This is a genomic window from Phytobacter sp. RSE-02, assembly GCF_040578655.1.
Classification (GTDB): domain Bacteria; phylum Pseudomonadota; class Gammaproteobacteria; order Enterobacterales; family Enterobacteriaceae; genus Phytobacter; species Phytobacter diazotrophicus.
This window is the reverse complement of record NZ_JBEULY010000001.1, coordinates 1-17999: the sequence shown is the minus strand read 5'-3', so window position 1 is coordinate 17999 and position 17999 is coordinate 1. Positions and strand designations below refer to the sequence as shown.

The following is a 17999-nucleotide window of genomic DNA, read 5'->3' as shown; positions in this document are numbered from 1 at the left end:
GAGTGCTTTATTTTATAAATCCCCACCAGAGAACCTATCAAGAGGATGTGTCATGGACTTTAGCCTGACCGAAGAACAGGAATTACTATTAGCAAGTATTCGGGAGTTGATTACCCGTGATTTTCCCGAAGAGTATTTCAAAAGATGCGATGAGACACGGACTTTCCCGCGCGAGTTCTTCAATGCCTTAGCCGAAAGCGGCATTGGTTTATTGGGCATTCCGGAAGAGCTGGGCGGCGTGCCCGCCGATATGATGACCCAGGTACTGGTGCTCGAAGAGATTGCCCGCATGGGCGCCCCGGCCTACATCATGACCGAGGGGCAATGCATCCATAACATGCAGCGGTTTGGTAACGCAGAGCAACTGGCCAAAACCGCAGAGGTGGGCCTGACGGGGATCCCCGCCTACTCTCTGGCATTTACCGAACCCCAGGCCGGTTCAGACAACAATCGCATCGCCACCACCTACACCCGTAAGAACGGCAAAGTGTATCTGAATGGTCAAAAGACCTTTATCACCGGTGCAAAAGATTACCCCTATATGCTGGTGCTGGCACGCAATCCCGAGCCGGAAGATCCTAAGCGCTGTTTCACCTTATGGTGGCTGGATCCCAATTCCCCCGGCGTCAAACGCAACAATCTGCATAAAGTCGGCTGGCATATGGTCAGCAACTGCGAAGTCTTTCTGGATAACGTTGAGTTAGAAGAGAGCGACATGGTGGGCCGGGAAGGTTATGGCTTTATCCATATGATGCAAAACTTCGATATCGAACGCCTGGTCATTGCCGCTCACTCGCTGGGGGTGGCGGAATGCGCCTTCGAAGATGCTGCGCGCTACGCCAATCAGCGCATTCAGTTCGGCCAAAACATTGGCCAGTTCCAGATGATACAGCTCAAGTTGACCCAAATGGCCGTCAAAATTCAGAACATGAAAAACATGGTCTACCGCACCGCCTGGGAGTGCGACAACGATTTATCGATGCGTCTGTCCGCCCCGATGTGCAAGTTGTACTGCGCTCAGTCGGCCTGCGAGGTGATTGACGATGCGATGCAAATTCTGGGCGGGCTCGGCTACACCGATGACAGCCGCGTATCCCGCTTCTGGCGCGACACCCGCGTAAACCGCATTGGCGGCGGCACCGACGAGATTATGGTTTACATCTCCGCTCGCCAGATCCTGAAACAGTATGAAAAATAATAGGATATGCCATGAGATTTATTGCCTGCTACAAACTGGTTCCTGAGGAACAGGATATCGTTATCACGGCTGACAGAACCCTGGCGACAGACAAGGCCGGGGAAAAAATCAGCCCCTTTGATCTCAATGCGATTGAGGCCGCCGTTCAGCTCGCGGGGGAAAACCATGAAGTGGTAGCCCTGAGCGTAGGGGGAAAAGCGCTCGATAACGCCAAATTGCGTAAAGACGCCCTTTCACGTGGTCCCAATGCGCTTTACCTGGTTCGCGATGATCGTCTGGCCAGTTCCCTGCCCTATGACACCGCACGCGCTATTGCTGCCGCGAGCCAGAAAATCGCCTTCGACCTGCTGATCTGTGGCGAAGGTTCCGGCGATATGTACGCCCAGCAAACCGGGCTGCTGGTCGGTGCAATATTGCAGCTCCCGGCGGTGAACGGCGTCAGCAAAATTGAACTCAAAGAGGGCTTCGTCACCGTTGAGCGCACGCTGGAAAATGAAATAGAAGTGCTGGATGTGCCACTCCCGGCGGTACTGTGCGTCTCATCGGATATCAACCTGCCACGCATCCCCTCGATGAAAGCCATCCTCGGCGCCGGGAAGAAAAGCGTCACCCAATGGAGCGCGGGTGACATTGACTGGGCACCGGATTCAGCGCGGACTGAATTAGCTGGCGTCTACGCGCCGCAACAGACAGAACGCAAACACATCATCATTGAAGGCGACGGGCAGGAAGAGGTCTCTCGCCTGCGTGATTATCTGACCAACGCGTTGAGCTAAGGGCAGCGGAGAAGCATCATGGGCAAAATCAATAATGTTTGGGTATTCAGCGACAGTGCCGATCGCTATGCAGATCTGCTCGCTGGCGCACGGCAACTGGGTGAACACGTTAACGCAGTGATATGGGATGAGCGCGATGTCACTGAGGTTAAACAGGCAGACGCGGTCTGTTTGCTGTGTGGCAAAACCGATAAGCAGCGCGTCGAAAACTATGCGGAAACATTCGCCTCTCTTATCAGAAAAGAAGACGGCAAAACGCTGATCCTGCTGGCCGCGACACGCCGTGGCAAAGGCCTGGCGGCAAAACTCAGCGTGCTGCTGCAATCCGCGCTGGTGAATGACGTGACCCTGCTGGAACGCAACGGCGACGACCTGTACGCCGAACATCGCATGTATGGCGGGCTGGCATTTGGGCGTGAAAAAGTGAATACCCCTGTCGCCGTCATCACGCTGGCGAGCGGTGTTTATGAGCCGTTGGCCGAAGTAAACGCCGCTACTCCCCCACTCACTCAGGTGGATTACATCCCACCCGCCAATGAAATTCTCTGTCGTGAACGGCGGTCAAAAACGGCCAGTAACGTCGACCTTGGCAAAGCGCGCCGTGTCATCGGTATTGGCCGTGGCCTACTGGCGAAAGAGGATCTGCAAATGGTCTGGGATCTGGCCTCTGTGCTGGATGCCGAAGTGGGCTGTTCGCGTCCGATTGCCGAAGGCGAACACTGGATGGATCGCGAACGTTACGTTGGCGTTTCCGGCGTGCTGCTGAAATCCGATATCTATCTCGCCCTGGGCATTTCCGGGCAGATCCAGCATATGGTCGGTGGCAATGGCGCCAAAACCATTATCGCCGTTAACAAAGATAAAAACGCGCCGATTTTCCAGTACGCCGATTATGGTCTGGTGGGCGATATCTATAAGGTCGTCCCCCTGTTAACGGAATTATTAAAACGATAAGACGCAAGCCGCCAGTCTTTATGGCGGCAATGGAGTAAAAGTATGGCGGACGAAAAATTTGACGCGATTATCGTGGGGGCCGGAGTGGCGGGATGCACCGCCGCGTATGTGATGGCGAAAGCCGGGCTGGACGTACTGGTCATTGAGCGGGGGGATACCGCAGGCAGTAAAAATATGACAGGTGGGCGGCTCTATGCCCACAGTCTGGAAAAGATCATCCCCGGTTTTGCGCAAAGTGCCCCCATTGAACGAAAAATCACCAAAGAGAAGATCTCTTTTCTGACCAATGACAGCGCCGTCACGCTGGATTATCAGGCGCCGTCTCGCGATGCGAACCCAGAACAAGCGTCCTGGACAGTTCTGCGTCATGGATTCGATAGCTGGTTGATGGAACAAGCCGAAGCGGTTGGCGCACAGTTCATCACAGGCGTGCGGGTGGATGCGTTAATCCGCCAGCAGGGGCGGATAACCGGAGTTCAGGCCGGGGAGGATGTCCTTGAGGCAAACGTGGTGGTGCTGGCCGACGGGGTAAATTCACTGTTAGGTCGTTCAATTGGACTGGTACAAAAATCGAACCCTCATCATTACGCCGTCGGGGTTAAAGAGCTCATTTCGCTGCCAGCCCAAACCATTCAGGACCGCTTTGGCGTAACGGGTGACGAAGGCGCGGCCTGGCTGTTTGCCGGTTCCCCGTCGGATGGCTTAATGGGCGGAGGGTTTCTCTATACCAACCGTGAATCCATTTCACTGGGTCTGGTGTGCGGCCTGGGGGGCATTGAAAAAGCGCAAAAATCGGTTCCGCAGATGCTGGAGGATTTTAAACAGCACCCTGCGGTTCGCCCCCTTATCGAAGGGGGAACGCTGCTCGAGTATTCCGCTCATCTGGTACCAGAAGGCGGAATCGAGATGCTGCCAAAACTGGCGGGCGATGGCGTGCTGGTCGTGGGCGATGCCGCCGGGATGTGCCTGAACCTCGGCTTTACCGTGCGGGGTATGGATCTGGCGATTGAGGCCGCGAATATCGCAGCGCAAACCATCATTGCCGCAAAAGAGAGTAATGATTTCAGCTATACCCGACTTGAAAAATACGCGCAGGCGCTGGAGAAAAGCTGCGTCTTGCAGGATATGCGGCACTATCGCAAGTTGCCTGGCCTGATGGAAAACCCGCGCCTCTTTACGCAATACCCACAGATGGCGGCCAATATCATGTCCGAACTTTTCACTGTGGATGGCGCCAAACCGACGCCCTTCTGGAAGACGATATTGAAACAGGGAAAACGCGTCGGGTTAATGAATTTATTAAAAGACGGCATCGCTGGAGGGCGCGCATTATGAGCACCGTAAATGTCGATGTGAAACTGGGCGTCAACAAATTCAGAGTGGATGAAACTAACCCACATATTATTCTTGTGGCCGACCCTGACAAAGCGCAATTTCGTAAATTGATCACTGCCTGCCCTGCCGGGCTATATCGCGAGGATGAGGCAGGAAATATCCATTTTGATTATGCCGGCTGTCTGGAATGTGGCACATGTCGTGTGTTGTGCGAAGGGACAATATTAGAGAAATGGGAATATCCGCAGGGGAACTTCGGCGTTGAATTTCGTTTTGGCTGATCCCCTCTTTCGCTCGCGTCACCCTTTGTGGTGAACGTCACTCTCCCGTGCGGGGAGGATTTATGTCAACTCAGGAAAAAATTGATATCAGTACCGTTCTGGATAAGCACCCGATTAGCCGACGCCAGTGGCTGATAGTTTTTTTAGGGTTCTTTGTATTAGGTATTGATGGCTTTGATGTTACCGCAATAGGTTTTATTGCTCCGGCCTTGATCGATGACTGGCAGATATCCCGCCATATGTTAGGTCCGGTGATGATGAGCGGCTTATTTGGTTTGGCTGCCGGTTCACTTATTTCCGGGCCGCTGGCTGACCACTATGGGCGTAAAAAACTCATCATTGGCTCTGTCATATTTTTTGGTGCAAGCAGCCTGCTTTCTGCGTGGTCGTGGAATTTATCCAGCCTGACCTTTTTTCGCTTTATTACCGGCCTGGGGCTGGGGGCTGCGATGCCCAATATCACCACGCTGGTGGCAGAGTATGCCCCCTGGCGTTATCGCTCGCGCCTGGCAACCGTGATCCACTGCGGTTTTAATACCGGTGCGGCATTGGGCGGTCTGCTCAGCCAGCAATTACTCGGTACCTTTGGCTGGCGTTCCGTCTTAATTACCGGCGGAGTATTACCATTAATATTCGCGCTGATCCTGATACGTTACCTGCCGGAATCGATGCAATATCTGGTTCAAGACCCCGCGAATAAACAGCGTCTGACGCACTTGCTGAATAAATTCGTCCCCGGCATTGCCGACGAAAAGACCCATTTTTATACCTCTGAGCCGCAAAAAGCACATGCCAGTACTGCCAGATCGCTTCTGCATCCGCCATACACCTTTGGCACCCTCGCGCTGTGGCTAACACTGTTTGCCGGTTTGTTCTGTGTCTATCTGTTATCAAGCTGGCTGCCGCTGATGGTCAGGGACACCGGGATGACGCTGTCACAGGCCGTCATCATGGGTTCTGTATTTCAGATTGGCGGCATGATGGGCAATTTCTGCATCGGCATTGAAATGGACCGCTGGGGCAGACATTGCGCCATCATTCTGACCCTGCTGGGGGGCGCCTGCAGTGCACTGATTCTGGGGATGCATATCCCGTCACTGCCGGTGCTATGTGTTCTGGTTCTGATGCTCGGGTTTACCGTCAATGGTATCAGTCCCGGTTGTTATGCGCTGGCCGCCCATTTTTACCCAACGTCCATTCGGGCCACCGGCGTGAGCTGGGCGACGGGAGTTGGCCGTCTGGGTGCCATAACCAGCGCAGGCGCGGGTTCAGCCATGCTGGCGGCGGGCTGGACATTCAGTGAAGTCTTTATGTTTCTGCCGCTTCCTCTGGTGGCAGGTGCGCTGGCGCTGTATTGCAAAAAGCAACGAAGGGCTATCGCCAAAACTCATTAGGCCAGGTTATGTCCAGGGACAACGACGGAATGACAACCATGAAAATCAACGAGGCGCTGAAAATGCGTTATCGACAGCAAGGATACTGGGGTGACGCGACGCTGGCGGATTACTGGCATCTGTCGGCAAAGGCGTCGGCGGATAAAATCGCCGTCAGCGACAACCACGGCACAGCATATACCTACCGTGAACTCGATAACGCAGCAGGCGCACTGGCGACGTGGCTTGTGGAAAACGGTATCCAGCCGGGTGATCGGGTCGCCCTGCAACTTCCCGGCTGGTGTGAGTTTACCGTTATCTATCTTGCCTGTCTCAAATGTGGCGCCGTCGTCGTGCCGCTGCTCCCGGCATTTCGGGAGTCTGAACTGGCATGGATCATGAACAAATGTCAGGCTCGTATTCTCTTTACCGCAACGCGCTTTAAAAATGTTCGTCCCATTCAAATGCTGCCCGCGCTGCGCCCGCTGCTTCCCTGGCTGGAGAAGGTGATTGCGGTCGATAAGCTCGAGCCCGCCCGGCACGAATTGTCTTTGAACCAGATACTGGCAAACACGCCACCATTAGCTCAGGCCATTGCGACAAAAAGCGATGACCTGGCCGCACTGCTGTTCACTTCCGGTACAGAGGGCCACCCTAAAGGGGTAATGCTGACGCACAATAATATCATCGCCAGCGAACGGGCCTACTGCGCAACGCTTAATTTGAACAGCACGGATATTATGCTGATGCCAGCACCACTCGCCCACGCCACGGGTTTTATGCATGGGGTAACCGCCCCGTTTATGATGGGTGCCCGCAGCGTATTGCTGGATATTTTTAATCCGGAGCAGTGCCTTGAGATCATTGAACGGGAAAAATGCACCTGCATTATGGGGGCAACACCGTTTGCGTGCGACCTGCTTAAGGCGATGCAGGCCCGCCAGTGCGATATCTCTTCTTTGCGCTTTTTTCTGTGCGGCGGAACCACCATTCCGGGCAAACTGGTGCGTGATTACCACAAAGCCGGAGTTCCATTGCTGGGGGTATATGGCAGTACGGAGAGTGCGCCACATGCCATCGTCCGTCCCGAAGACTCGCTTATTCGCCAGGTGAATACGGACGGAGCGGCGGTGAACGGAGTGGAGATCAGAGTCGTCGATAAAAAGAGAAACACTCTGCCGGAATATACCGAAGGTGAAGAGGCTTCTCGCGGCCCCAATGTGTTTGTCGGCTATTTCGATGAACCGGAATTAACGGCACAGGCACTTGATGATGAAGGCTGGTATTACAGCGGGGATTATTGCCGGGTCGACAAGGCAGGGTATCTTAAAATTACCGGGCGAAAAAAAGACATTATTGTTCGCGGCGGTGAAAATATCAGTAGCCGGGAAGTGGAAGATATTCTGTTGCAACATCCAGATATTCGAGACGCCGCCGTCGTCGCGATGCCAGATCAGCGGCTGGGAGAACGTTCATGTGCCTATGTAGTACTGACCCATAAAGAACAACCTCTGGTACTGGCTGACATCATCCGTTTCTTTACTCATAAACGCATCGCTAAATATAAATATCCGGAGCACCTGGTGGTGGTCGACAATTTACCGCGAACGGCCTCCGGGAAAGTCAAAAAGTTCATGTTACGCAAAGATATCGTTCAGCGCCTGGCCCTTGCCTCCCGAGAAAACGCATCCCCGGCACTCGACGAGGCCATATCCAAATAAGGATACCAATGTGCTTATTAACAATAACCTTTCCGGCAGAACACAGCCGAAAACATCGACACGAATAAAAAACAGCACCAAGCCGTCTTTTATCCAGGGGGAGCCTACGTTTTATCACTGTCCCCGGTGCGGACAATTTCTTGTGACCATTAATAACAACGGCGGCGAGACACAACTACGCTGTTGTGACGAAACGCTGAGTGCATTAACCCCGCAGAATACAAACGATGCACTGGCAGAAGACCACCTGCCGCAGATGACGATTTCCGGCGGCTTTGAATCAAATACCCTGACGGTGAATATCGGTATAACGCCACATCCGATGACAGACGATCACCGCCTGCTGTGGATCTACGTTTATACCTTTCAGGGTGGCCAGTTTAAATTCCTCAGGCCTGGCGATCTGCCAGAAGCCACCTTCGCACTGGCCGAAAACGATGCGTACGTCTACTGCGATCGTCCGGTCTGTAAAGGCAGCCGATGCAAATTTAACTGTAAACGAGGATTCACCGCATACAGTTGGTGCAATCAGCATGGGTTATGGAAGCATTCATTTTGATGATGCATCTGCTCTGGGGATAAAGCGAACAGACAGAGGAGAGAAGAAATCAGCATGCCGTGAAGGCATGCTGATCGTGGTTTTATCAGGCTTTGTTTTGACGCCACCATTCTGCCAGCAACACACCCGTTGCTACAGACACGTTGAGACTCTCAACGTTGTTGGTGCCGTTAATCGAGATGCTCAGATCCGCGTTATCTAGCGCAGCATCGGAAAGACCGTCACGCTCCTGACCCAGCACCAGCACCATTTTCTTCGGCAACGTGGCGCTAAACAACGGCGTACCTTTATGGCTGGAAGTGGTCACAATGGCATAACCGGCTTTGCGGAAAGCATCCAGCGCCTCGAGAACGCTATCACCCGTAATGGCCTGCACGTGCTCCGCACCGCCTTCCGCCGTACGAACTGCCGCCCCGGATTCGATAACGGCCGCATCCTGCAACAGAACGCCTTTCACGCCGAAATGCGCGCAACTGCGCATCATCGCACCCAGGTTATGCGGGTTACCCACATCTTCCAGCGCCAGAACGCAATCTTCGGCGCCGGCCTGTGCCACCCACTGCTCAACACTGGTACCGTTACGTTTTTTGATCAGGAAGCAAACGCCACCGTGATGTTCAGTACCGGACGCTTTTGCCAGCTCAGCCTCATCAACCACATGGTAGGCTTTGCGGTTAGCCGCCATCCAGCGCAGTGCTTCTTTAAAGCGCGGGGTTACGCTCTGAACAAACCAGGCGCGCACGATGCAGTCAGGACGGCTGGCAAACAGTGCCTGACAGGCATTCTCGCCATAAACGCGGGTCTCTTCCGCACGCTGACGACGCAGTACTTCCGGATCGATAAAGCTTTTACCGCTGATACCGCCGTGATCCGGCTTTGTTGGCGTCTCGTCACCCGGCGCGCGGGAAACGGTACGCCACGGGGAATCACTCTGTGGACGGTCACGGTCGCGACCACGATCATTGCTTCGCTCTTCGCGAGCAGGACGGCGGCCACTGTTTTTCTCTTCGCGAGCGGGGCGACGGCCAGCATCGGCACGAGACGATCCGCTACGAGCAGGCCCTTTCCCGGTACGCGGGTTTTGGCTGCGTTTATCGGAATCATCATCACTGCGGACATACATCACTTTGACTTTGCCGCTTTTGTTTTTCAGTTCATCGTTCATGCTTTTCTCCACCAGCGCTGCGCGAGCGCGCAGATTACCTGATGTGTCGGCGCTTAGCCATTAATTCGTTCAAAAGCTATCGACTATTGTACTCATTGAATAAAACGCGTTGTCGTTTAAAACCACTTCATCAATAATATGTAACATATTAGAAACATATCGGCCTTGTGCCACTCTGTACCACTGCTCTCCCGAGGTTAGTTATGAATACCGTATGTGCAAGCTGCCAGGCGCTTAACCGCATCCCCGAAGCGCGCATTAGCGATGTCGCAAAATGCGGACGCTGTGGACATGAGCTGTTCGACGGCGATGTGATTAACGCCACTGGCGAAACACTGGATAAACTGCTGAAAGATGACCTGCCGGTCGTTGTCGATTTCTGGGCACCCTGGTGTGGTCCGTGCCGTAGCTTCGCGCCGATTTTTGAAGACGTGGCGGAAGAGCGTAGCGGCAAAGTTCGCTTCATCAAAGTGAACACCGAAGCCGAACGCGAACTCAGCGCACGCTTTCGTATCCGCAGCATCCCAACCATTATGTTGTTCAAAAATGGCGAGGTTGTCGACATCTTAAGCGGCGCCGTTCCCAAAGCCCCTTTTAATAGCTGGCTTAACGAATCTCTCTAATCCTGGCGGGGCACATCTTGTGCCCCGTTTTCAGCTCTGCGACAATGGCGTTTTTCACGCGATTCTCATGACTGATAACGCCGTACTCACGCTCCGGGCAATGCGTATTGCTCGTTCCACTCGCCCTTTCCTCGCCCGAGGCAATCGCGTTATTCGCTGCCAGCGCTGCCTGCTGCCAAAACAACAGTGCCTGTGCGACACCTTGCAACCCAGTACGGCCCGCAGCCGGTTCTGCCTGGTGATGTTCGATACGGAACCCATGAAGCCCAGCAATACTGGCAGACTTATCGCCGATATTCTGCCTGACACAACGGCGTTTCTCTGGTCACGTACTGAGCCACCCCAGGCGCTTATTGATTTATGCAACAGCGAAGACTATCAGCCGATGGTCGTCTTTCCCGCATCCTATGCAGGAAACGAACGGCAGGTATTATCCGCACCGCCCTGTGGAAAACCGCCGCTATTTATCATGCTGGATGGGACCTGGACCGAAGCACGCAAAATGTTTCGCAAAAGTCCCTATCTGGACGCCCTGCCGGTTATCTCTGTCGATCTGTCACGGATTTCAGCCTATCGTCTGCGCGAGTCGCATGCCGACGATCAGTACTGCACCGCCGAAGTCGCGATTGCGCTTCTCGATTTAGCAGGCGATCAAGCTGCCGCGAAAAGTCTGGGCGCCCATTTTTCCCTCTTTCGCGAACGTTACCTGGCGGGTAAAGCGAATCATCAGCGTAGCGTCACAGCAAAAGAAGCAGAAAACGTTTAAAATCATCAGGTCACTCTTTACTGGAGGCCGGTATGAGCCAACGTGGGCTGGAAGCGTTGTTACGTCCCAAGTCGATCGCCGTGATCGGGGCATCAATGAAACCGGATCGCGCCGGTTTCCTGATGATGCGCAATCTTCTGGCTGGCGGTTTTGCCGGGCCGGTTTTACCCGTGACACCCGCGTACAAAGCCGTACTTGGTGTACTGGCCTGGCCCGATATCGCCAGCCTGCCCTATGTGCCGGACCTCGCCGTGCTCTGTACCAATGCAAAACGTAATCTGCCTTTGCTGGAAGAGCTTGGCAAGAAGGGCTGTAAAACTTGCATTATTCTTTCTGCCACCCCTGAGCAACACGCCGAACTGCTGAACTGTGCAGGGCGTTACCAGATGCGCCTGCTCGGGCCAAACAGTATGGGGTTACTCGCGCCCTGGCAGGGTCTTAATGCCAGCTTTTCCCCGGTACCGATTACCCGTGGCAAGCTTGCATTTATTTCGCAATCCGCCGCCGTCTCCAACACCATCCTGGACTGGGCTCAGCAACGTGAGATGGGGTTTTCCTATTTTATTGCGCTGGGTGACAGCCTGGATATCGACGTCGATGAACTGCTGGACTTCCTGGCACGTGATACCAAAACCAGCGCCATTCTGCTCTATCTCGAACATTTAAGCGACGCGCGCCGGTTCGTCTCGGCGGCTCGCAGCGCGTCACGCAATAAACCCATTCTGGTTATCAAGAGTGGCCGTAGCCCCGAAGCCCAGCGGCTTTTACAAACCCGTGCCGGGCTGGATCCGGCGTGGGATGCCGCCATTCAGCGTGCCGGTCTGCTGCGTGTGCAAGATACCCACGAACTGTTTTCCGCCGTCGAAACGCTCAGTCACATGCGTCCGCTTCGCGGCGACCGGCTGATGATCATCAGTAACGGTGCCGCCCCTGCCGCACTGGCGCTCGATCAGCTGTGGTCACGTAATGGCAAACTGGCAAAGTTGAGTGACGATACGCTGGCAAGGCTTCGCAATGGATTACCCGATTATGTCAATGTGGGTAATCCGCTGGATTTACGCGATGATGCCAGCAATGATCGCTACACCACCGCGCTTGAGATCCTGCTCGACAGCCAGGATTTTGATGCGCTGATGGTTATTCATTCTCCGAGCGCCGCCGCCCCCGGCAGAGAGAGCGCGCTGGCGCTCATTGAGGCGCTGAAAAAACATCCGCGCGGTAAATACGTTACGGTGCTGACAAACTGGTGTGGCGAGTATTCTTCCCAGGAAGCGCGACGGTTATTCAGCGAAGCGAGCCTGCCGACCTACCGTACGCCCGAAGGGACGATCACCGCATTTATGCATATGGTCGAGTACCGGCGTAACCAGAAGCAATTACGTGAAACACCCGCCTTACCTACTCACCTGACGGCCAATACGGCCGAAGCCCATCAGTTACTGCAACAGGCGATAACAGAAGGGGCAACCACGCTTGATACTCATGAAGTGCAGCCGATACTCAGCGCCTGGGGTATCCAGACACTGCCGACATGGATTGCTGGTGATAGCGCCGAAGCGGTACATATTGCCGAACAGATTGGTTACCCCGTAGCGCTAAAATTACGCTCGCCGGATATTCCGCATAAATCTGAGGTCCAGGGGGTTATGCTTTACCTGCGCACCGCGGCAGAGGTCCAACAGGCTGCAGATGCGATTATCGACCGCGTCAAAATGAACTGGCCGCAGGCGCGTGTTCACGGCTTGCAGGTACAAAGCATGGCAAACCGTGCCGGCGCACAGGAACTTCGTGTGGTCGTCGAATCCGATCCGGTGTTCGGTCCGCTTATCATGTTGGGAGAAGGCGGCGTCGAGTGGCGCGCGCAAGAGCAGGCCGCCGTTGCGCTACCACCGCTGAATATGAATCTGGCGCGTTATCTGGTTATCCAGGCCATTAAAAATAAGAAGATCCGCGGGCGTAGCGCACTGCGCACACTGGATATCGCCGGGCTAAGTCAATTCCTGGTGCAGGTCTCAAACCTTATTGTGCACTGTCCGGAAATTCAGCGCCTGGACATTCATCCTCTGCTTGCCTCCGGCAATGAATTCACCGCACTTGATGTCACCCTCACGGTCGGGGCGTTTAGCGGCAACGGTGAAAGTCGTCTCGCGGTTCGCCCCTATCCGCAGCAGCTAGAAGAGACCGTTGAGCTAAAAAACGGCGAGACCACGCTTTTCCGCCCTATTCTTCCTGAGGATGAACCGCAGCTACAGGCGTTCATCGCCAGGGTAACAAAGGAAGATTTGTACTACCGCTATTTCAGCGAGATCAACGAATTTACCCATGATGATTTAGCGAATATGACGCAGATCGACTACGATCGGGAAATGGCATTTGTTGCAGTGCGTCAGGTAGAAGGAAAGGATGAGATCCTTGGCGTAACCCGCGCCATCTCTGACCCGGATAACATTGATGCCGAATTCGCTGTGTTGGTTCGTTCCGATTTGAAAGGATTGGGTCTTGGGCGACGGTTACTGGAAAAGCTCATCAGTTACACTCGGGATCACGGACTTAAGCGTTTGAATGGTATTACTATGCCAAACAATCGCGGCATGGTGACTCTGGCGCGTAAACTGGGATTCGAGGTCGACATTCAGCTTGAGGACGGGATCGTTGGATTGTCCCTGAATCTGAAGCAGACCGGTGAATCCTGAGTAAGGTACTGGAAATGTTGACCACTTTCACAGGTACTGGTGTTATCATTGTCCGCTTCTGTCGGGGTTATCGGACAGAAGCCCTTTCAATAAACAGAGAAGAAACGCACTGTGATGTTGTCAAAATTTAAGCGTAATAAACATCAACAACACCTTGCCCAACTACCCAAGCTTTCCCAATCAGTTGATGATGTAGAGTTTTTCTACTCTCCCGCTATTTTCAGGGAGACATTGCTGGAAAAAATTGCCAGCGCAACACGCCGTATCTGCATCATCGCTCTTTATCTTGAGCAGGATGATGGCGGTAAAGGTATCCTGAACGCCCTCTATGACGCCAAACGTCAGCGCCCTGAGCTTGAAATCTGCGTGCTCGTCGACTGGCACCGGGCACAGCGTGGTCGTATTGGCGCGGCAGCATCCAACACCAATGCCGACTGGTATTGCCGTATGGCGCAGGAAAACCCAGGCATTGATATTCCCGTTTACGGCGTGCCAGTCAATACCCGTGAAGCGCTTGGCGTACTGCATTTTAAAGGCTTCATTATCGACGATAGCGTGCTGTATAGCGGCGCGAGCCTGAACGATGTCTATCTCCACCAACACGATAAATACCGCTACGACCGCTACCAGCTTATCCGCAATCCCAAAATGGCCGATATCATGCTGGGCTGGGTCAAACAAAACCTGATTGAAGGGCGCGGCGTAAATCGTCTCGACAACGCGCAACGTCCTAAAAGCCCTGAAATCAAAAATGATATTCGTCTGTATCGTCAGGAATTACGCGACGCGGCCTATCATTTTGAGGGCGATGCCGATAACGATCAGCTTTCGGTTACGCCATTAGTTGGACTTGGAAAAACCAGCCTGCTGAATAAGACCATTTTCCATTTGATGCCCTGTGCGGAAGAGAAGCTGGTTATCTGCACACCTTATTTCAACCTGCCAGCTGTGCTGGTACGCAATATTATTCAGCTCCTGCGTGAAGGCAAAAAAGTCGAAATTATCGTTGGCGATAAAACGGCTAATGACTTTTTTATTCCAGAAGATCAACCGTTTAAAATTATTGGCGCCCTGCCTTATTTGTATGAAATTAACCTGCGCCGTTTCCTGAGCCGTCTGCAGTATTACGTCAATACCGATCAATTGGTCGTGCGCTTGTGGAAAGACGACGACAACAGCTATCACTTGAAAGGGATGTGGGTTGATGACGAATGGGTGCTGCTGACGGGGAATAACCTTAATCCGCGTGCCTGGCGCCTGGATCTGGAAAATGCCATTCTGATCCACGACCCGAAACATCAATTAGCGGCTCAGCGTGACAAAGAGCTGGATCTTATCCGTACCCATACCACGGTAGTTAACCATTATCGCGATCTGCAAAGTATCGCCGACTATCCGGTAAAAGTACGCAAGCTCATTCGCCGCTTACGTCGAATTCGTATCGATAAACTTATCAGCCGCATTCTGTAACACCCGGCCCCGTCATTTGATGGGGCTTTTTTTTCAGGTTCCTCTATGATGCGATGCTTAATATTGACGAGTGTACTGTGTTTAACCGGATGCGCGCACATGGCAAATGACCAATGGAGCGGGCAGGATAAAGCACAGCATTTTATTGCTTCTGCCATGCTCTCCGCTGCGGGCAACGAGTATGCACAACATCAGGGAATTAGTCGCGATCGCAGTGCCGTTTATGGCCTGATGTTTTCTGTTAGCCTTGGCGCATCAAAAGAGTTTTGGGACAGCCGCCCGGCAGGAAGCGGCTGGAGCTGGAAAGATTTTGCCTGGGATGTTGCAGGCGCTACCACGGGTTACGCCGTCTGGCAGCTAGCCAATCACTAAAGACGAATACCTTTACCTTTCCGGTGTAGCATCAACGAAACGATAAATGCCAGTGCGCAAAACGCAGTGACATACCAAAAGAAGGCCGTCTCGATACCTGCCGATTTCAGCGACAGCGCAACGTACTCAGCCGACCCGCCGAATAACGCATTGGCAACGGCGTAAGATAAGCCCACGCCCAGCGCACGGACCTGTGCCGGGAACATTTCGGCTTTCAGGATACCGCTTATTGATGTATAGAAACTCACGATGAGCAGTGCCGTCATCACTAATGCAAAGGCGGCATAGGGTGATGAGACATACTGTAGCGCACTTAAAATAGGTAGCGTGAAGAGCGTCCCCAGCCCACCAAAACAGAGCATGGAAGCACGGCGACCAATGCGATCGGATAAGGCACCTATCAGGGGCTGAATAAGTATAAAAACAAATAACGCCACGGTCATCACAATGCTGGCCACATTGGCATGCATACCGGTCGTGTTAACCAGATATTTTTGCATATATGTCGTGAAGGTGTAGAAGCTCAGTGAACCGCCTGCGGTAAAGCCGAGCACCATCACAAACGCCCGGCGATTACGCCATAACCCTTTAAGCGACCCAGCCTCTTTTAATACTCGTACCTCTTTTTTCGATGTTTCATCCAGTTGACGACGCAACCAGAGCGCGACTACAGCCAGTGCGGCGCCAATTGCAAAGGGAATACGCCAGCCCCATGCACGTAACTCAGCATCATCAAGGATCTGCTGAAGAACAACGACCACGAGAAGCGCCAGCAATTGACCCCCAATCAAAGTTACGTACTGGAAAGAAGCATAAAACCCTTTACGTCCTTCAACGGCAATCTCACTCATATAAGTTGCACTGGTGCCGTATTCGCCACCCACGGATAACCCCTGGAACAGTCTTGCCAGTAATAACAATGCCGGGGCCCACGTACCAATGCTTTCATAGCCCGGTAAGCAAGCGATCACCAGAGATCCCAGACACATCATGCATACTGATATCAACATCGACTTTTTGCGCCCATGCCTATCAGCAATACGCCCGAACAGCCAGCCGCCAATCGGACGCATGAGAAATCCGGCGGCGAAAATGCCTGCCGTCTGAAGTAGCTGGGTCGTTGTATTTCCGGCAGGGAAAAAGATGTGAGCAAAGTAGAGCGAACAGAATGAATAAACATAGAAATCAAACCACTCCACCAGATTTCCCGATGACGCACCAACGATTGCCCACACTCTGCGACGTACATCGGTCAAATCGGTTGTTTTATGCTCAGGACGAGTGGTGACATCTGCCATATTTCCCCCTTTGATTGGACATCTTCGATTTTTTATATAAATCAGATTACGCCGGGGTAAAAAGTTAATACAGTGTTAATGATTTGCCTGCTATCATTTCAGAATGTTAGCCTAAGAATGCGCTTAACCCCAGCGTGTGATATGTTCGCGCTTGCGTCGGAGATAATCTTTATCCTGGCGGATCTTATCCCACCATTTTTTAAAGATCGCCGCTGCGGCTGCTTTTACCGGGTCATTTTCTCTTTGCTGAATGCTACCGTCCTCAGCATACTTTTTACCCCCTTTATAGTTGGCGTAACGCCGGGCGCGGGTATACCCCATTTGTATAAATTTGCGGGCCATATCCATGCCAACAAAGTCATTTTGCTCTCGATAGGTTTCGAATAATTGGTAAATTTTTTCAGCTGATGTTGTGGCGGATTCAGGATCTTTGTAACGCCACCAGGGAAGGATTTCACTCTTATAGGGCTCAACCAACAAAACGCCTTGTTCACCACGTCCCACCTGATAGCACTCAGGATGATCACGAAAATTAATGCTGGCGAAATCTTGCTGGTAATTGAAGGAATGGCTGGTCAACTATCGTCTCCTTAAACATCTCGAATGGATAAGGATAGGCTATTTAAAAGGCAATGCTATACAGGCTGCAGAGAAGGAAAATTATCGGAAATCGTTTTCAGGGGATAAAAACGCAAAAAGCCCATCCGTGAGGATGAGCTTCTTACTTATTTGATGCCTGGCAGTTTATGAATCACGTTGTGATTCACCCTTCGGGCCGTTGCTGCGCAACGTTCAAAAGCTCTCGCTTTTGTCCTACTCTCTGTCGAGTAGCGAACTGCCCCGAAGACTGGTGCAGGTCTTTTAATTTGATGCCTGGCAGTTCCCTACTCTCACATGGGGAGACCCCACACTACCATCGGCGCTACGGCGTTTCACTTCTGAGTTCGGCATGGGGTCAGGTGGGACCACCGCGCTAAAGCCGCCAGGCAAATTCTTTGTGCTCGTCCTGTGTCTTTTGCGCTCATACTGCGTTGGCTGCTCTCGCGAGTGTCAGTCACATACTTTTGTATGCTCCTTCCATCGCCTCGTTTGCCGCCTTGTCTCAGCGCAAAATCCTTCGGACTCTGAATCCAAGCTGAAAATCGTCTCAATCCGCCAAAACATCTTCGGCGTTGTAAGGTTAAGCCTCACGGTTCATTAGTACCGGTTAGCTCAACGCATCGCTGCGCTTACACACCCGGCCTATCAACGTCATCGTCTTTAACGTTCCTTTAGTGGACTTAAAGTCCAAGGGAGAACTCATCTCGGGGCAAGTTTCGTGCTTAGATGCTTTCAGCACTTATCTCTTCCGCATGTAGCTACCGGGCAGTGCCATTGGCATGACAACCCGAACACCAGTGATGCGTCCACTCCGG

General features: G+C 52.9%; 16 protein-coding genes and 2 rRNA genes. 13 read left to right on the top strand and 5 right to left on the bottom strand.

Annotation, left to right across the window (positions count from 1 at the left end):
• Positions 1–52 precede the first annotated feature (52 nt).
• The 8 genes from ABU190_RS00090 (at position 53) to ABU190_RS00055 (ending at position 8197) form a co-directional block, all read left to right on the top strand.
• The gene (locus tag ABU190_RS00090) at positions 53–1198 is read left to right on the top strand and encodes an acyl-CoA dehydrogenase (protein ID WP_354690054.1); all 1146 of its coding nucleotides are present in this window, start codon (positions 53–55) and stop codon (positions 1196–1198) included.
• Positions 1199–1209: 11 nt separating this feature from the next.
• Positions 1210–1974, top strand: a complete 765-nt coding sequence (locus ABU190_RS00085; protein WP_354690053.1) for an electron transfer flavoprotein — start codon at positions 1210–1212, stop codon at positions 1972–1974.
• 18 nt (positions 1975–1992) lie between these two features.
• Positions 1993–2928, top strand: a complete 936-nt coding sequence (locus ABU190_RS00080; protein ID WP_354690052.1) for an FAD-binding protein — start codon at positions 1993–1995, stop codon at positions 2926–2928.
• A 42-nt stretch (positions 2929–2970) separates the two neighbouring features.
• Positions 2971–4263 (top strand): FAD-dependent oxidoreductase, encoded by a 1293-nt coding sequence (locus tag ABU190_RS00075; RefSeq protein ID WP_354690051.1) that lies wholly within the window; start codon positions 2971–2973, stop codon positions 4261–4263.
• Positions 4260–4544, top strand: coding sequence for a ferredoxin family protein (locus tag ABU190_RS00070; protein ID WP_079496138.1), 285 nt, complete (start codon positions 4260–4262; stop codon positions 4542–4544). Before ABU190_RS00075 ends, ABU190_RS00070 begins: the two co-directional genes overlap by 4 nt.
• Before the next feature lie 62 nt (positions 4545–4606).
• Positions 4607–5938 carry an aromatic acid/H+ symport family MFS transporter gene (locus ABU190_RS00065; RefSeq protein WP_354037210.1) on the top strand — a complete coding sequence of 444 codons (1332 nt, stop codon included), beginning with the start codon at positions 4607–4609 and terminating at the stop codon, positions 5936–5938.
• 29 nt (positions 5939–5967) lie between these two features.
• Positions 5968–7638, top strand: a complete 1671-nt coding sequence (gene fadK, locus ABU190_RS00060; RefSeq protein ID WP_354690050.1) for a medium-chain fatty-acid--CoA ligase — start codon at positions 5968–5970, stop codon at positions 7636–7638.
• Positions 7639–7780: 142 nt separating this feature from the next.
• Positions 7781–8197, top strand: a complete 417-nt coding sequence (locus ABU190_RS00055; RefSeq protein WP_354690049.1) for a desulfoferrodoxin family protein — start codon at positions 7781–7783, stop codon at positions 8195–8197.
• An 85-nt stretch (positions 8198–8282) separates the two neighbouring features.
• Here the strand turns inward: ABU190_RS00055 and ABU190_RS00050 are convergent, their stop codons facing one another.
• Complete coding sequence (locus ABU190_RS00050; protein ID WP_193794135.1) at positions 8283–9362, bottom strand: tRNA/rRNA methyltransferase; 1080 nt, start codon at positions 9360–9362, stop codon at positions 8283–8285.
• A 203-nt stretch (positions 9363–9565) separates the two neighbouring features.
• On the opposite strand from ABU190_RS00050, the gene trxC reads away from it, so the two are divergent.
• The 5 genes from trxC (at position 9566) to ABU190_RS00025 (ending at position 15286) form a co-directional block, all read left to right on the top strand.
• Positions 9566–9985, top strand: a complete 420-nt coding sequence (gene trxC / locus ABU190_RS00045; protein ID WP_296441657.1) for a thioredoxin TrxC — start codon at positions 9566–9568, stop codon at positions 9983–9985.
• Positions 9986–10052: 67 nt separating this feature from the next.
• Positions 10053–10751, top strand: a complete 699-nt coding sequence (locus tag ABU190_RS00040; RefSeq protein WP_132439091.1) for a tRNA-uridine aminocarboxypropyltransferase — start codon at positions 10053–10055, stop codon at positions 10749–10751.
• Between the two features lie 32 nt (positions 10752–10783).
• On the top strand, positions 10784–13444 hold the full coding sequence (gene pat, locus ABU190_RS00035; RefSeq protein ID WP_107224242.1) for a protein lysine acetyltransferase: 2661 nt from the start codon (positions 10784–10786) through the stop codon (positions 13442–13444).
• Between the two features lie 114 nt (positions 13445–13558).
• The gene (pssA, locus tag ABU190_RS00030; RefSeq protein ID WP_354690411.1) at positions 13559–14914 is read left to right on the top strand and encodes a CDP-diacylglycerol--serine O-phosphatidyltransferase; all 1356 of its coding nucleotides are present in this window, start codon (positions 13559–13561) and stop codon (positions 14912–14914) included.
• Between the two features lie 48 nt (positions 14915–14962).
• The gene (locus ABU190_RS00025; protein ID WP_039079773.1) at positions 14963–15286 is read left to right on the top strand and encodes a YfiM family lipoprotein; all 324 of its coding nucleotides are present in this window, start codon (positions 14963–14965) and stop codon (positions 15284–15286) included.
• Here ABU190_RS00025 and ABU190_RS00020 read toward each other — a convergent pair.
• From ABU190_RS00020 to ABU190_RS00005, 4 genes are all read right to left on the bottom strand, one after another.
• Positions 15283–16584 carry an MFS family transporter gene (locus ABU190_RS00020; RefSeq protein ID WP_354690048.1) on the bottom strand — a complete coding sequence of 434 codons (1302 nt, stop codon included), beginning with the start codon at positions 16582–16584 and terminating at the stop codon, positions 15283–15285. The two genes, ABU190_RS00025 and ABU190_RS00020, sit on opposite strands and share 4 nt — an antisense overlap.
• 123 nt (positions 16585–16707) lie before the next feature.
• Positions 16708–17163 carry a DUF4385 domain-containing protein gene (locus ABU190_RS00015; RefSeq protein ID WP_354690047.1) on the bottom strand — a complete coding sequence of 152 codons (456 nt, stop codon included), beginning with the start codon at positions 17161–17163 and terminating at the stop codon, positions 16708–16710.
• 292 nt (positions 17164–17455) lie between these two features.
• Positions 17456–17571 (bottom strand): 5S ribosomal RNA (gene rrf / locus ABU190_RS00010).
• Positions 17572–17760: 189 nt separating this feature from the next.
• Positions 17761–17999, bottom strand: a 23S ribosomal RNA gene (locus ABU190_RS00005); the annotation flags it as partial.

What these genes read in the sequence shown, in the direction of transcription:
- ABU190_RS00090 (WP_354690054.1), top strand. Translation starts at nt 53, where the DNA reads ATGGACTTTAGCCTGACCGAAGAACAGGAATTACTATTAGCAAGTATT.
- ABU190_RS00085 (WP_354690053.1), top strand. Translation starts at nt 1,210, where the DNA reads ATGAGATTTATTGCCTGCTACAAACTGGTTCCTGAGGAACAGGATATC.
- ABU190_RS00080 (WP_354690052.1), top strand. Translation starts at nt 1,993, where the DNA reads ATGGGCAAAATCAATAATGTTTGGGTATTCAGCGACAGTGCCGATCGC.
- ABU190_RS00075 (WP_354690051.1), top strand. Translation starts at nt 2,971, where the DNA reads ATGGCGGACGAAAAATTTGACGCGATTATCGTGGGGGCCGGAGTGGCG.
- ABU190_RS00070 (WP_079496138.1), top strand. Translation starts at nt 4,260, where the DNA reads ATGAGCACCGTAAATGTCGATGTGAAACTGGGCGTCAACAAATTCAGA.
- ABU190_RS00065 (WP_354037210.1), top strand. Translation starts at nt 4,607, where the DNA reads ATGTCAACTCAGGAAAAAATTGATATCAGTACCGTTCTGGATAAGCAC.
- fadK (WP_354690050.1), top strand. Translation starts at nt 5,968, where the DNA reads ATGACAACCATGAAAATCAACGAGGCGCTGAAAATGCGTTATCGACAG.
- ABU190_RS00050 (WP_193794135.1), bottom strand. Translation starts at nt 9,362, where the DNA reads ATGAACGATGAACTGAAAAACAAAAGCGGCAAAGTCAAAGTGATGTAT.
- trxC (WP_296441657.1), top strand. Translation starts at nt 9,566, where the DNA reads ATGAATACCGTATGTGCAAGCTGCCAGGCGCTTAACCGCATCCCCGAA.
- ABU190_RS00040 (WP_132439091.1), top strand. Translation starts at nt 10,053, where the DNA reads ATGACTGATAACGCCGTACTCACGCTCCGGGCAATGCGTATTGCTCGT.
- pat (WP_107224242.1), top strand. Translation starts at nt 10,784, where the DNA reads ATGAGCCAACGTGGGCTGGAAGCGTTGTTACGTCCCAAGTCGATCGCC.
- pssA (WP_354690411.1), top strand. Translation starts at nt 13,559, where the DNA reads ATGTTGTCAAAATTTAAGCGTAATAAACATCAACAACACCTTGCCCAA.
- ABU190_RS00025 (WP_039079773.1), top strand. Translation starts at nt 14,963, where the DNA reads ATGCGATGCTTAATATTGACGAGTGTACTGTGTTTAACCGGATGCGCG.
- ABU190_RS00020 (WP_354690048.1), bottom strand. Translation starts at nt 16,584, where the DNA reads ATGGCAGATGTCACCACTCGTCCTGAGCATAAAACAACCGATTTGACC.